Here is a 13,148-nt window from a genome sequence, read left to right as displayed (position 1 = left end):
GGCGCATTTCGCAGAAACCTAAGTGCGTGATCGAAAGCTCCGGGGCATAAGGTAGTAGGGCGCATGTTTTAGCGAAACCACGCTGGCGCGCACGCTTAGAAGAGGAGACCTGGAGGCAAAATGACTATTCGCGAAGATATTCGTAACGTCGCGATCGTTGCCCACGTGGATCACGGTAAGACGACTCTCGTGGATGCAATGCTATGGCAGTCCGGAGCCTTCTCTGACCACGACACCGTGGAGTCGCGTGGTGAGCGCGTCATGGATTCTGGTGATCTAGAGCGGGAAAAGGGCATTACGATCCTCGCGAAGAACACGGCCGTTCACTATCGGGGTCCTTCTGCACAGAAGCTAGGCTTACCTGAAGGCATCACGATTAACGTGATTGATACGCCTGGACACGCAGATTTTGGAGGCGAGGTCGAGCGCGCTCTCTCCATGGTTGATGGCGTGCTCCTCCTGGTGGATGCGGCTGAGGGCCCGCTACCGCAAACGCGTTTTGTGCTCCGCAAGGCGCTGGAGTCGCAGCTACCGGTTGTTGTGGTGGTGAACAAGGTTGATCGCCCGGATCAGCGTATTGAGGAGGTCGTGGAAGAGACCATGGACCTGCTCCTATCCATCGCGGAAGATCTGCAGAATGAGGGGCGCGAGGTTGACGTGGACGGCCTGCTTGAAGTGCCCGTCCTGTACGCGTCGGCAAAGCTTGGTAAGTCCTCACTTGAACAGCCCGCTGTTGGGGAGGTTCCCACGTCGGGCCTGGAGCCACTGTTTGAAACGCTGCTCCACCGTATTCCCGGTCCCTCCTATGACGAAGACGCGCCCCTGCAGGCGCACGTCACGAACCTTGACGCATCCCCGTTCCTTGGCAGGATCGCCTTGCTGCGCATTCACAACGGTGAACTCCACAAGGGACAGAACGTGGGCTGGGCGCATGCCGATGGTTCCCTCACCTCCGTGAAGATTACCGAGCTGCTCCGCACCGAAGGCCTGGATCGTGTGCCAGCCCAAACCGCGAAAGCCGGCGACATCGTGGCGGTTGCGGGTATTCCAGATATTACGATTGGTGAAAGCCTCGTTGATTTAGAAGATCCGCGTCCGCTACCTCTGATTACGGTTGATGAGCCCGCGATCTCTATGACCATTGGAACAAACACGTCGCCGATGGCTGGCCGCGAGAAGAACACTAAGGTTACCGCGCGCCAGGTGAAGGACCGCCTTGACCGTGAGTTGGTCGGCAACGTTTCTCTGCGCGTCCTACCCACCGAGAGGCCGGACGCGTGGGAGGTGCAGGGCCGCGGTGAACTGGCCCTCGCAATCCTTGTTGAACAAATGCGCCGCGAGGGCTTTGAACTGACGGTTGGCAAGCCCCAGGTTGTTACCCGCGTTATCGATGGCGTCAAGTGCGAACCTATGGAGCACATGACGATTGACGTGCCTGAAGAATACATGGGCGAGGTAACGCAGCTTCTGGCCGCTCGCAAGGGCCGCATGGAAAGCATCGCTAACCACGGTTCGGGCTGGGTGCGCCTAGAGTTCCTAGTCCCCGCTCGCGGCCTGATCGGCTTCCGCACGCGCTTCCTTACCGAAACGCGTGGCACTGGCATCGCTTCTTCCTACGCGGCGGGCTACGAACCGTGGCAGGGCACCATCATTTCGCGCAACACTGGCTCACTCGTAGCGGATCGCGCCGGACAGGCAACGCCTTACGCGATGATCAATCTGCAAGAGCGCGGCACGTTCCTTGTGCAGCCTGGCAGCCAGGTTTACGAGGGGCAGGTTGTGGGTGAAAACTCGCGCAATGAGGACATGGATGTGAACCTCACGCGTGAAAAGAAGCAGACGAACATGCGCGCAGCATCGGCAGACTCCTACGAAGGATTGAATACGCCGCGCACGCTCACGCTTGAAGAGTCGCTAGAATTCGCGGCTGAGGACGAGTGCGTTGAGGTTACACCCAACGCTGTTCGCATCCGCAAGAACGTGCTTTCCACTCAGGATCGTTTCAAGATAGCTGCGCGCGCACGCCGCGAATCAAAGTAGTTCGATACCCGAGGCCGCGCGGGCGCGCACTGGTATTAATGCCGCCATGCTGGCTAAAACCGGAGCGGGCCTTTTGCCTGGGCGAACTGAAATCATCTAGTTGCCGAACGGTGATTCTGGCACTCGCTTGCCGGTAACCATGACGCTAGCTGGAACGGTAACGAGCCCTTTGCGTGTGTTTACCGTGACGTGGGTTGGCGCCACCTCCGTCAGGTGGCCGAGGGCGTCATACAACCCATCAGGTTTGCGGTAGCGGACAACAACGCGCTGGCCCACCTGCCACTGCATCCACGGCAGGCTTGGGGGAGCCTCGTTCGGGTCGGGTGTCGAAAAACTGCTCATGGTGAGATAATAAACCCCATATGAGGCACGAAAAGTAGCCGGGGTTTTCAGCCCGCGAATTTTCGACGCAAAATGACTTAAGGAGACCGTTTTGACCTACGTTATCGCGCAACCTTGTGTAGACGTTAAAGACCGCGCATGCGTTGATGAATGCCCAGTTGATTGCATTTATGAAGGCGCGCGTAGCCTATATATCCATCCGGATGAGTGTGTAGACTGCGGTGCTTGCGAGCCCGTTTGTCCGGTTGAGGCGATCTTCTACGAAGATGACCTTCCTGAAGAATGGTCCGAATACTACGAGGCAAACGTGCACTTCTTCGACAAGCTTGGCTCACCAGGTGGCGCTGCCCGCACGGGCGCTGTGGATTACGACCACGAGGTCATTGCGAAGCTACCTCCCCAAAATCAGGATTAGCCAGATTTTTGTAATGGGGCTCGGCGTTTGTCGGGCCCTTGTTGCATATCTTTATCGAGGGGAAAGCTCGGCTGAAACTCGTGCACTTGAACTTTGCGACGCATGCAAGACGCAGAGGGTTTCGCATATGTCGAGGCGGGTGCAAAAGGTCGCTAGAGTGCAACCAGGTATAGCGGGGGAGAAGAGGGGCAAGCTATGACAAGCTCATTACCGCGCGGCGTTGATCTGCCGCAGTTTCCGTGGGACACGCTAACTGAAGCGAAGAAGGTAGCTAGCGCGCACCCGGGCGGAATCGTGGACCTGTCCATCGGCACACCCGTAGATGAGACCCCGCAAATAATCCAAGACGCCTTGAAAGAGGCAGCAAATGCGCCGGGATATCCCACGGTGGTTGGAACGGAGGAGGTCCTCGAAGCCACCAAGCTTTGGGCCAGGGCACGCGGAATATCCGCATTGGACGAGGGTGCCACTTCGATCCCCACGATCGGCTCTAAAGAAATGGTTGCGTGGCTTCCCCTCATGCTGGGGGTGAGGCCAGGAGACCGCGTTCTAATCCCGCGGTGTGCCTACCCGACCTACGACATCGGGGTGCGCCTGGCTGGCGCCGAGCCCATTGCGGTGGATGAAGATCCCGTGCAGTGGCCAGACGCTCAGATGGTTTGGCTCAACTCGCCGGGAAACCCAAACGGTCATGTGCTCGACGTGGAGCAACTGCGCAAAATCGTCTGGTGGGCAAGGAAGCGCGGCGCGGTTGTGGCGTCGGATGAGTGCTACGCCGCCCTCGTTTGGGATGAATCCTTGCTTGACGGGGGAGTTCCTTCGTTGCTGTCCGACGCGGTGTGCGAGGGCGATGTGAGCGGTCTGTTGGTGCTGTATTCGCTTTCCAAACAGTCCAACATGGCCGGGTATCGCGGGGGCATCATGATGGGTGACCCGAAACTGGTTGAGGCGGCGGTGGCCGTACGCAAGCACGCGGGAATGATGGTGTCTTCACCCGTGATGCACGCAATGAGCGTGGCGCTACTCGATAGCGCGTCGGCATTCGCTAACCCCCGCGAAGGACTCGAACACGTCCCCGATAATGCAGAAGCGGACATGCGCGATCAGATTTCACACGTGTCTATTCAACGGGGTATCTACGCTAGGCGCCGGGCTAAACTCGAAGCCGCGTTTGCAAGCGTCGGCCTCGAAAATGACCCCCAATCGCGTGCGGGCCTATACCTGTGGCTGCGTGATAAGCGGGGCGAGGTGGATGGGCGCGCTCTTGTGGAACGACTTGCCCAGCTCGGAATCCTTGTGGCCCCGGGAGAATTCTATGGGGAAGGTAACGAAGGATTCATAAGAGTTTCTCTATCGGGTAAGGATGAACGAATCCGCGCTGCTGTCGAGCGTTTGTCACAGGTAAAAACCTTATTCGCCGCGAAATAATCTCGATGTTGAGATAATCTGATTTTGACGGCTTCGTCAAAGGAGCGAAGCTCAAGGTTTTCCGCAAGCTCAGGAGGAAGGCGGAGATGGCAACTGAAAAGGGCAAGACCCCAAAGGCAGAAGTAGCCGAGAAGGTGGAAGACACCAAGAAAGCGAACGGGCTACTCACGGTTGATGAGCACAAAGTTGAGCTTCCGCGAGTAGTGGCCACCGCCGGCTCGGACGGTCTAGGCATCAACAAGGTTCTTGCAACCACCGGCGTAACCACTTACGACCCCGGCTTCACTAATACGGCGTCCGCCTCGTCCTCGATTACCTACATCGATGGTGGTGCAGGCATCCTTCGCTACCGGGGATACCCTATCGAGCAGCTCGCAAAGAGCTCCAGCTTCCTCGAAGTCGCATACCTGCTCATCTACGGCGAACTTCCCGATGCGGTAACCCTCGAAGCGTTCATTCGCCGCGTGCAGCGTCACCGTCTGCTACACGAGGACTTCCAGGCCTTCTTTGGTGCTTTCCCCAGCAACGGCCACCCCATGGCCATCCTGCAGGCTGGCGTTGCCGGCCTCGCAACGTACTACCAACACACGCTGGATCCGGACGATGACGAGGCGATGGATAAGGCATCCGTGCTGCTACTAGCAAAGGTGCCAACCATGATTGCGACCATCGCGAAGCGCGCTGCCGGCCTGCCGCCGCTCTACCCGGACGCACAGCGTTCCTACACCGAAGATTTCATTCGCATGACGTTCGGCCTGCCATACCAGTCGTACGACATTGACCCGGCCATCGTTCGAGCTCTCGACATGCTTCTGATTCTGCATGCCGACCACGAGCAAAACTGCTCCACCTCGACCGTACGCATGGTTGGATCCGCGAAGGCGAACATGTACGCATCCGTGGCTGCGGGTGTTGGCGCTCTTTCCGGTCCGCTTCACGGTGGTGCTAACGAGGCCGTGTTGCGTATGCTCGCGGAGATTCGCGACTCGGACATGACGGTGAAGGACTTCGTAGCGAAGGCCAAGGACAAGTCTTCGAGCGTCCGCCTCATGGGCTTTGGTCACCGCGTGTACAAGAACTATGACCCGCGCGCCGCCATCGTCAAGGGCGCGGCCCACGATGTTTTGGAGCGCCTGGGTAAGCAGGACGAGCTTTTGGACATCGCGTTGGAGCTTGAAGAAATGGCTCTAAACGACGACTACTTCGTTGAGCGCAAGCTCTACCCGAACGTCGACTTCTACACGGGGCTCATCTACTCGGCTTTGGGCTTCCCAACCAAGATGTTCACCCCGCTGTTCGCCATGGGCCGCCTGCCCGGCTGGATTGCTCAGTACAGGGAGATGGCTCGCGACCCGGAGGGCCGCATTGGCCGGCCGCGTCAGGTTTACGTTGGTGAAACCGAGCGCGAATACATTCCGCTCCGCAACCGCCTTCGCAAGAGCAACTAAAGCTCACTCACGAAGCTACTAAGCAGGGGGTGGGTTGGACCGGTTCTCGGTCCAACCCACCCCCTATCTGCGTATTGCGGTAGCCGCCCTACCTGTTCCACAGGCTAGGCCAAAAAACGCCGAGCTCTTTCGTTATTCGGCGCAGCAGGGGAAGTGAGATTCCAACCACCGAGTGGGGATCGCCAGTCACTCCCTCAATGAACGGGCCACCGAGGCTATCAATAGTGAATGCTCCGGCAACCTCCAAAGGTTCTCCCGTGGCCACGTAAGCGCGGATCTCATCTTCATCAAGCTCGCCGAAATGAACCGTAGTAGCACACGAGTCATAGCGAGTCTCCAGAACCGTTAATCCGGTTGGGCTACCGTTCGAGCTTCCTCGCGAGACGGCCGAATCATGATCTATGTGTAGTGCCGTGATCGCGTGACCAGTATGCAACACCACGTCATTGCGCGAAAGCTCGCGAATGCGACGCGCCGCCACCTCAGGGGAATGAGGCTTGCCAACCAGCGCACCGTTTACCTCCAGCATTGAATCGCAGCCAACCACGATTGCCGAGGACGGGGCGGGCATTCCTTGCTGGCGTGCGAACTCGAAGATCTCAGTTGCGCTAAGTGCCTGAGCTACTGACCCGGCCTTCGCCTTCGCTAGGGCCATGACCTTTTGCGCCGCCTGATTAGCGGACCCCGAGTTCTCAAACTGGGCGAGGACGGCGTCTTCATCCGCATTCGACACGCGGATAAGTGGCTCGATGCCCGCCGCGCGAAGCGTTTTGGCCCGCGCGGGTGATGCCGAAGCCAGCACCAGGACAGTGCTGGCCTCCCCGTGATTGCCAAGAGAACGGGCTGGGGATTCACTCACCGCTCATCACGTCCTCAAGCACGGCGAGTGGAAGGCCGCCAAGTGCAAGCGCAGTGTCGTGGAACTCGCGCAAACGCGTGTGACTGGACCTGCTCTGAGCCGCTTGTGCAGTCGGCGCGGACAACCACTTGCTACGCAGATCCTGCCAGACCCGCTGGCCCACCTTGTAAGAAGATGCTTGCCCTGCCCAACCCAGGTAGCGGGTGGTCTCGAACTCTAGGAACTTCGGATCCATAGCCACATTCAAGCTCATAAATGCCCACAGGTCGTTGCGATCCCACACGCCTTTTGCTGTGTCAGGTTTACCGAGGTCTAAGTACGGGGAGGAGTTCAAGGCATCCTCGTATGCGGCGTTGCAAATGCCAATAGAAGACAGGTAAGCGTTTGAAGGCCTTTCAAGACCCAGGTGAACGCCAATATCCACGAGGACTCGTGCGGCGCGTAGTCTTTGCGCATCCAGCATGCCGAGCCGCTCAGCAGGGTGCTTTAAGAATCCGAGCTCATCCATTAACTGTTCGGCATACAGCGCCCACCCCTCACCGTGACCGGAGAACCAGCACAACTGGCGGCGCCACGTGTTTAGCGTGTCTTTCAAAGACACTGCGCGCCCAAGCTGAATGTGATGGCCGGGCATTCCCTCATGGTAGACGGTTGTCTTCTCCTGCCAAGTGTGGAAAACCTCCACGCCCGGCGGCACAGCCCACCACATCGTTCCCGGCCGGGAAAAATCATCCGTTGGCTGAGTGTAGAAAATGCCCCCATCGCCAGCTGGAGAAATCTTCGCCGCCAACTGGCGCATCTGGTCCGTCACCGTGAAATGACGACCCGACAAGTACTCCACCGCCTCGTCCGAGGTCTCCTGCATCCAGCGTTGAAGCCCGTCCACGCCGTGAACCTGGTGGGCCGGATCATTATTCAGCTTCTCAAACGCTTCACTTACCGTCACCGAAGGTCCGTAAAGCTCCTCGACGATTGCCTTTTGCTGGGCGTGAATATCGCGCAGTTCCTCCAGTGCCCACTCATACGTTTCTTCTGGATCAATCTTTTTGCCCAAGAAGTGAGCAGACTTCAGGATGTATTCGTCTCGCCCAACCGCATCGCGATTAGTTGCAACCGGAGCTACCTTTTGTTTAAGCCAAGTATTGAAATCACGCGTTGCAGCCTGTGCGCTCCGTGCGGCTTCCTCCAGTCTCTTGTGTAGCCCCGTATCGCTGGCCACGCTCGAAGCATTGAACTCCTTCAATAACCTGCCATACGGATCCTGCGCGCCGCCTTGGGCCGTCAGGTCGCCAAGCACGAACTCAACCTGCGCTCTCGTGGGGACACGCCCGGCCTCCATCGCCCATTCAAGACCGCGCTTATAAGAGCTGAACGCCTGTGGAACCTCCTGCACGCGCCGAACCAAGTCATCCCAGTGCTCCGCGGTCTCCATTGGCATCAATGTAAACGGGTCGCGGATTGCCTGCACCGGCGAATCGATATTGTTCAGCTCGCCAACTGCTAAACCGGCTTCGAGCAACTCCAGCTGGTTACCCAAATCCCACGCCAAAGCCTTGCGAGTAACCGAATCAACCTCGTCCTCATCCTGCACGCTGGCAACATTTTCAAGCGTGTGCCTATAAAGCTGTGCAAGCTCCGCGGCGCCCTCGGGAGAAAAATCCGAGATTGTCCTGTCCGCGAACGGCGCACCCATGCCAATCGCTACTTCCGGAACCAAACCAATAAGACTTGCTACAAAATCATCCGTTACGCGATCCAACGCAGAAGGTATACGCATCATCATCCTTTCTATGCTTGCCTCTCAACTCTAAAACACGGAGTAGAGCAAACAATACAGAACAAAACAACCCTCTGGCTCGGCTAGAAGCACCGGCGCCCGAATAATCTGCCCAAAATCTAAAAACACCCGCGGGAAGCCCATGAACACGCGCAAAACTTGCGATCCTAACACGATTTTTAACGTGCGTAAAAATACGGCTAAAAAATGTGGGAAATTACCCCAAAACGCTCAAAACTCGCTGTTTCAAGCTGACAACACGCCCTTAAAGCCTTAGTGTGTGGGTGTTAGAGCGAAACTCGCTCGTAACTGTTCATATTGGTTTTCTACCGGAAGGTTCCAACATGTCCGTAAACCGCACTCAGCTTGTCGCTAAGATCGCCGAGAAGGCTAACCTCACCAAGGTTCAGTCTGACGCTGCCCTAGCCGCATTCCAGGAAGTCCTGATTGAGTCCCTGTCCGCTGGCGAGCCCGTCAAGGTAACCGGCCTCTTCTCCGTCGAGCGTGTTGAGCGCGCTGCCCGCACCGGTCGCAACCCGCAGACCGGCGAGCAGATCCAGATTCCTGCTGGCTTCGGCGTGAAGATCTCCGCTGGCTCCACCCTCAAGAAGGCTGTCCAGAAGTAAGCATCGCATGAAGCGAACCAAACAAAGTGGCGAGGATAACCTCGCCACTTTTCTTCTTCCTAATCAATCTACCCAAGTGAGGGTGCATATAATCTAATGCGTAGCTTGGCTACGCTAACCAATCTAGTTAAGGAAAACGAATGAAGATCGCAATTCTTCCAAACAACGAAGCTATTGGTAAAGTCGGCGCCGATATTCTCGAATCGGCACTCAAAGACAAGCCTGATTCAGTAATTGGTTTGGCCACGGGTTCTAGCCCTTTGCCTCTGTACAAAGAACTCATCGCACGCCACCAGGCAGGCAAGATCAGCTTTGCCCAGTGCCGCGCTTTCACTCTTGACGAGTACATTGGCCTCGAAGCTGGACACCCGGAAAGCTACGTGAACTTCATTCACCGCGAATTCACCGACCAGGTTGATTTCGCTGAGGGAGCGGTAAACACTCCGAACGCGCTTGCCGCGGACCTCAACGCCGCTGCCGCCGAATATGACGCTTCCATTCGCGAAGCTGGGGGAGTTGACTTCCAGGTTCTCGGCATCGGTTCAGACGGTCACATTGCGTTCAACGAGCCGGGAGATTCCCTCGCATCGCGCACCCACGTTGTGTACCTTCACGACCAGACGCGCCGCGACAACGCCCGTTTCTTTGACGGAGACATTGACCAGGTGCCTACCAGCGCCATGACGCAGGGCCTTGGCACCATCCTCGAGGCGCGCAAGATCATCCTGTTTGCTCAGGGTAAGGGTAAGGCGCGTGCAATCCGCGAAATGGTTGAGGGCGGTATTTCGTCGCGCTGGCCGGCGTCCGTGCTCCAGCTCCACCCCTTCGTCTACGTGCTTGTAGATGAGGAAGCGGCTTCCGAGCTTGAACTTGCCTCCAACTACCGTGAAGACTGGGATAACTACTACTCAGCCAACTTCTAAGCTAACTAGAGGGGCGTGCAGGCGAACTTTTCAAGTTCTGCCCTGCACGCCCTTTTGTGTGCTCTAAGCCAGGCGGGGGTTTGAGGCGCGCGAGCGGGGCCTCTAGAACCACGTGCGTGAGGGGAAGTGCCGGTTCTGGCGCCTGTTTTGGGTGTTTTGGGTCGGAATACTGTTTCGGGTGGCGTTCAAAACCGCGTCCGTGAGGGGAAGTGCCGATTTGGTTGCTGGTTTTTGCCACTTTGGGTCGGAATACCGTTACGGGTGGCTCCTGGAATCACGTGCGTGAGGGGAAGTGCCGATTTGGTTGCTGGTTTTTGCCGCTTTGGGTCGGAATACTGTTTCGGGTGGCCTCGAAAACCATGTCCGTGAGGGGAAGTGCCGGTTCTGGGGCCTGTTTTTGCCGCTTTGGGTCGGAATACCGTTACGGCAGTTTGGGTCTGAATCGTTGCGCTGGCGGGCGGCAGTGGATCAGGGGCTGGAAACTACCTAAACTAGAGGCATGTTCAGCCTCAACTTGGATGCGCCAGACCAGCCGCAGGCGCCAAGCGCGCCCTCGCGCTCAACCAGTACTTCGGTGCTGGAGCGAACCGAAACTAAAGAGCAACGCTCTCCAGGTGATGGTGACCGATTTGCTCACTACGTGCGCCGCGATCGCGTAACCAAGTCTTTGATCACCGGGCAACCCGTGATCGCGCTGTGCGGCAAAGTGTGGATCCCCATGTCGGATCCATCCAAGTTCCCAGTCTGTCCGCGTTGCAAAGCCCTGCGCGACGAAATGGGGGCACACGGACCCAACTGGCCCTACTCCGACGGTAACGAATAACCAAGCCGATCAATCTCTGATAGAGAAACAAGCCTGAAAAGGAAACCGCCCAAGGGGCGGTTTCCTTCATAAACGAGTGGCGGCCGCCACCAAACTTCCATGCGGGAGTGTCCCTTCTGAGAGGCTATCCCTCCCAACGAGGTTATCCCTCCAAACGCTGGGCTAGTCGTCGAGTTTGACCATCCTGGTGGGGATTGCCGGCTCGCCAGCTGACAGGCGCCACGCGGCGTACGGCAACTCGTTGCGCGACTGGCGGTGGCGTTCCGCGGCCGCCTCCAGCGCGCCAGGCCCCCACAGCTCAGAACGGATCTGCCCGTCCGTAACCAGCGGAATCTGCAGCGGACGGGCCCCCTCCGCCTCCAAAATCTTGTGTGCCTCCTGCACGGTTCCACCGGCAACGATGAGCTCTTCGGAGGCGTAGCCCTCCTCGTCCCTAATGCGGCCCGCGATCTTGCGACCGCCAACTGTGGACTTTGACGCGGACTTCTTCCCCACCTTCACCATGTTGCCGGCGCCATCTTCGCGCGCAACAAGCTTGTAGACGAGGGCGGCGGTGGGAACACCAGAACCCGTCACCATCTTCGTGCCTACACCGTACGAATCCACGGGAGCGGCACCCAGGGCGGCAATCGCGTACTCATCGAGGTCATTTGTCACCGTGATCTTAGTGGACTTCGCATCCAGCGAATCGAGCAGTCCGCGAACCTTAAACGCCAGGGCCACAAGATCGCCCGAATCCAACCGGACCGCGCCAAGTTCGCCGCCCATCTCACGAGCGAGCTTCACACCCCGCTCCACGGCCTCAAAAATGTCGTAAGTGTCCACGAGGAGCGTGGTGGATGGGCCAAGGCTTTCAATCTGGAAGCGGAACGCGTCTTCCTCGCAGTCGTGCAAAAGCGTGAACGAGTGCGCGGACGTGCCAACGGTGGGGATTCCGTAGCGGATGCCGGCCTCCAGATCAGAAGTACCCACAAACCCTGCAATAACAGCGGCGCGGGCGGCCGAAACAGCGGCGCGCTCATGCGTCCTACGCGCCCCGAAGTCCACGCACGGGCGGCCATGTGCTGCGATCGTCATACGCGAGGCGGCTGATGCAACCGCGCAGTCATGGTTCAAGATTGACAGAGCAAGCGTTTCCAGAAGCACGGCCTCGGCAAACGTACCCTCAACGGTCAGCAGGGGAGAACCCTCAAAGTAAACTTCGCCCTCGGCATACCCAAAAATGTCGCCCGAAAAGCGGAAATCCTTCAAATAGTCCAACGCCACATCAGACACGATCTTGTTCTTATGCAAGTAATCGATCTGGTGGGTAGAGAAAGTGAAGCGCTCCAGCGCCTCCAATATTCGGCCCGTACCCGCAACTACGCCAAACCTGCGCGTTGCGGGCAAACGCCGCCCAAAAAGTTCAAAAACGGACTTACGCTCCGCTGTTCCCGCTTTCAAAGCGGCGTCCAGCATAGTGAGCTCGTACATGTCGGTTAGCAGTGCTGTAGATGTAGAAGCAGGCATAAGTCGAGTTTATCCCCAAACCGGCACTTTGTGCGCCTCAATCTCTTAGGCTGAAAACATGAGTGCAACCCCCACAACCACCACCCGCGTCAGGGCTGATGCCGCCACTACGCGCGAAAACCACGCGCAGTGGTGCGCCGTGGTGTGGGATGACCCCATCAATACGCAAGCGTACGTCGTTGGCGTATTTCGGCGCCATTTTGGCTATACCGAAAATCGCGCCCGTGCCCTCATGCTTCAAGTTCACCAAACCGGTAAGGCGATCGTTTCAACCGGCCTTCGCGAACGCATGGAAGCAGACGTTTACGCAATGCATTCCTACGGCCTTAAAGCCACTATTGAGCCCGCGACTAATGCTACTTAGCGAATTCAGATCCACACCCGGCGGCTACGAAACAACGATTGACGAGGACGTCGCTGTCTTAATGCAGACTCTGCTTGGCGAGACGATCCTCATCCTCGACGCGCCCACCCAAGAACCTTTGCTCTCCGCGCTTTTATCTGAGGATGAGCGGGATGAGCCCGATGACCCCACGCTGAAGATCCTCTTGCCCTCGATGAGCAACGATCCCGAAGAGGCCTCCGCCCTTCGCGCGCTTACCGAAGATACCCTGCGCACGCTCAAGACGGAGCGCCTGCAAATAATCGGCCGAAAACTCGCCGAGCTAGCCACCAGCGAATCGCGCACGTTCACCATCGAGCGTGAGGACGTGTGGCAGTGGCTGTCCGGCCTCAATGATCTTCGATTGGTGCTCGCTGGTCGCCTCGAGGTGAGTGCTCCGGGTGATACGGAATACTGGTACGAGCGCGCCGCCGCACTCCTCGCTCACGATTCCGCGAAGCCGCGCAAGATTAGTGCGGAAGAGCTTGTGGGCCTCGTATTCGTACTTGTGTCTTGGTGGCAAGATTCACTACTTCAGGCCGTCCAAGAGGGAGATACTGCTAGTAACCTCTAAAC

At 57.8% G+C, this 13,148-nt stretch carries 13 protein-coding genes; 9 read left to right on the top strand and 4 right to left on the bottom strand.

Features of this window, described 5'->3' with window-relative positions:
* Positions 1-120: 120 nt before the first annotated feature.
* Positions 121-2,040 (top strand): translational GTPase TypA, encoded by a 1,920-nt coding sequence (typA, locus tag HMPREF1628_RS05810; protein ID WP_034509248.1) that lies wholly within the window; start codon positions 121-123, stop codon positions 2,038-2,040.
* Positions 2,041-2,136: 96 nt separating this feature from the next.
* On the opposite strand, the gene HMPREF1628_RS05805 is transcribed toward typA, so the two are convergent.
* A complete protein-coding gene (locus HMPREF1628_RS05805; protein WP_083309450.1) occupies positions 2,137-2,382 on the bottom strand; it encodes a putative acetyltransferase in 246 nt (81 codons plus the stop codon).
* 91 nt (positions 2,383-2,473) lie between these two features.
* Here HMPREF1628_RS05805 and fdxA point away from each other — a divergent pair, with 91 nt between their 5' ends.
* From fdxA to HMPREF1628_RS05790, 3 genes are all read left to right on the top strand, one after another.
* Positions 2,474-2,797: a ferredoxin gene (gene fdxA / locus HMPREF1628_RS05800; RefSeq protein ID WP_034509243.1), complete on the top strand. Its 324-nt coding sequence runs from the start codon at positions 2,474-2,476 to the stop codon at positions 2,795-2,797.
* Between the two features lie 195 nt (positions 2,798-2,992).
* Complete coding sequence (dapC, locus tag HMPREF1628_RS05795) at positions 2,993-4,225, top strand: succinyldiaminopimelate transaminase (RefSeq protein WP_034509241.1); 1,233 nt, start codon at positions 2,993-2,995, stop codon at positions 4,223-4,225.
* An 86-nt stretch (positions 4,226-4,311) separates the two neighbouring features.
* Positions 4,312-5,673, top strand: coding sequence for a citrate synthase (locus tag HMPREF1628_RS05790; RefSeq protein ID WP_084703270.1), 1,362 nt, complete (start codon positions 4,312-4,314; stop codon positions 5,671-5,673).
* Positions 5,674-5,761: 88 nt separating this feature from the next.
* Here HMPREF1628_RS05790 and HMPREF1628_RS05785 read toward each other — a convergent pair whose 3' ends face one another.
* Together HMPREF1628_RS05785 and HMPREF1628_RS05780 are read right to left on the bottom strand one after the other, a co-directional pair.
* On the bottom strand, positions 5,762-6,532 hold the full coding sequence (locus HMPREF1628_RS05785) for a Maf family protein (protein WP_052038922.1): 771 nt from the start codon (positions 6,530-6,532) through the stop codon (positions 5,762-5,764).
* Entirely contained in the window at positions 6,525-8,309 is a 1,785-nt protein-coding gene (locus HMPREF1628_RS05780) for a DUF885 domain-containing protein (RefSeq protein ID WP_198030415.1), read from the bottom strand. The genes HMPREF1628_RS05785 and HMPREF1628_RS05780 overlap by 8 nt, the downstream gene beginning before the upstream one ends.
* A gap of 344 nt (positions 8,310-8,653) precedes the next feature.
* On the opposite strand from HMPREF1628_RS05780, the gene HMPREF1628_RS05775 reads away from it, so the two are divergent.
* The 3 genes from HMPREF1628_RS05775 to HMPREF1628_RS05765 all read left to right on the top strand — a co-directional run bounded on the left by HMPREF1628_RS05775 (position 8,654) and on the right by HMPREF1628_RS05765 (position 10,681).
* Positions 8,654-8,935, top strand: a complete 282-nt coding sequence (locus tag HMPREF1628_RS05775) for an HU family DNA-binding protein (protein WP_016444879.1) — start codon at positions 8,654-8,656, stop codon at positions 8,933-8,935.
* 140 nt (positions 8,936-9,075) lie between these two features.
* Positions 9,076-9,858: a glucosamine-6-phosphate deaminase gene (gene nagB / locus HMPREF1628_RS05770; RefSeq protein WP_034509239.1), complete on the top strand. Its 783-nt coding sequence runs from the start codon at positions 9,076-9,078 to the stop codon at positions 9,856-9,858.
* A gap of 499 nt (positions 9,859-10,357) precedes the next feature.
* Complete coding sequence (locus tag HMPREF1628_RS05765) at positions 10,358-10,681, top strand: DUF3039 domain-containing protein (RefSeq protein WP_034509238.1); 324 nt, start codon at positions 10,358-10,360, stop codon at positions 10,679-10,681.
* A 162-nt stretch (positions 10,682-10,843) separates the two neighbouring features.
* On the opposite strand, the gene HMPREF1628_RS05760 is transcribed toward HMPREF1628_RS05765, so the two are convergent.
* Positions 10,844-12,190, bottom strand: a complete 1,347-nt coding sequence (locus tag HMPREF1628_RS05760; protein WP_034509236.1) for a nicotinate phosphoribosyltransferase — start codon at positions 12,188-12,190, stop codon at positions 10,844-10,846.
* 58 nt (positions 12,191-12,248) lie between these two features.
* Between HMPREF1628_RS05760 and clpS the strand changes: the two genes are divergently transcribed.
* Positions 12,249-12,554, top strand: coding sequence for an ATP-dependent Clp protease adapter ClpS (clpS, locus tag HMPREF1628_RS05755; protein WP_034509231.1), 306 nt, complete (start codon positions 12,249-12,251; stop codon positions 12,552-12,554).
* Positions 12,544-13,146 (top strand): DUF2017 family protein, encoded by a 603-nt coding sequence (locus HMPREF1628_RS05750; RefSeq protein ID WP_034509228.1) that lies wholly within the window; start codon positions 12,544-12,546, stop codon positions 13,144-13,146. Before clpS ends, HMPREF1628_RS05750 begins: the two co-directional genes overlap by 11 nt.
* The last annotated feature ends 2 nt before the right edge of the window (positions 13,147-13,148 follow it).

Source organism: Actinomyces sp. S4-C9, assembly GCF_000758775.1.
Lineage (GTDB): Bacteria > Actinomycetota > Actinomycetes > Actinomycetales > Actinomycetaceae > Gleimia > Gleimia europaea.
Note: the sequence above shows the minus strand (reverse complement) of the source record. Positions and strands in the feature narration are given on the sequence as shown.

Excerpts from the sequence above, each read along its gene's own strand:
- typA (WP_034509248.1), top strand. The coding sequence starts at position 121 with ATGACTATTCGCGAAGATATTCGTAACGTCGCGATCGTTGCCCACGTG.
- HMPREF1628_RS05805 (WP_083309450.1), bottom strand. The coding sequence starts at position 2,382 with ATGAGCAGTTTTTCGACACCCGACCCGAACGAGGCTCCCCCAAGCCTG.
- dapC (WP_034509241.1), top strand. The coding sequence starts at position 2,993 with ATGACAAGCTCATTACCGCGCGGCGTTGATCTGCCGCAGTTTCCGTGG.
- HMPREF1628_RS05790 (WP_084703270.1), top strand. The coding sequence starts at position 4,312 with ATGGCAACTGAAAAGGGCAAGACCCCAAAGGCAGAAGTAGCCGAGAAG.
- HMPREF1628_RS05780 (WP_198030415.1), bottom strand. The coding sequence starts at position 8,309 with ATGCGTATACCTTCTGCGTTGGATCGCGTAACGGATGATTTTGTAGCA.
- HMPREF1628_RS05775 (WP_016444879.1), top strand. The coding sequence starts at position 8,654 with ATGTCCGTAAACCGCACTCAGCTTGTCGCTAAGATCGCCGAGAAGGCT.
- nagB (WP_034509239.1), top strand. The coding sequence starts at position 9,076 with ATGAAGATCGCAATTCTTCCAAACAACGAAGCTATTGGTAAAGTCGGC.
- HMPREF1628_RS05765 (WP_034509238.1), top strand. The coding sequence starts at position 10,358 with ATGTTCAGCCTCAACTTGGATGCGCCAGACCAGCCGCAGGCGCCAAGC.
- HMPREF1628_RS05760 (WP_034509236.1), bottom strand. The coding sequence starts at position 12,190 with ATGCCTGCTTCTACATCTACAGCACTGCTAACCGACATGTACGAGCTC.
- clpS (WP_034509231.1), top strand. The coding sequence starts at position 12,249 with ATGAGTGCAACCCCCACAACCACCACCCGCGTCAGGGCTGATGCCGCC.
- HMPREF1628_RS05750 (WP_034509228.1), top strand. The coding sequence starts at position 12,544 with ATGCTACTTAGCGAATTCAGATCCACACCCGGCGGCTACGAAACAACG.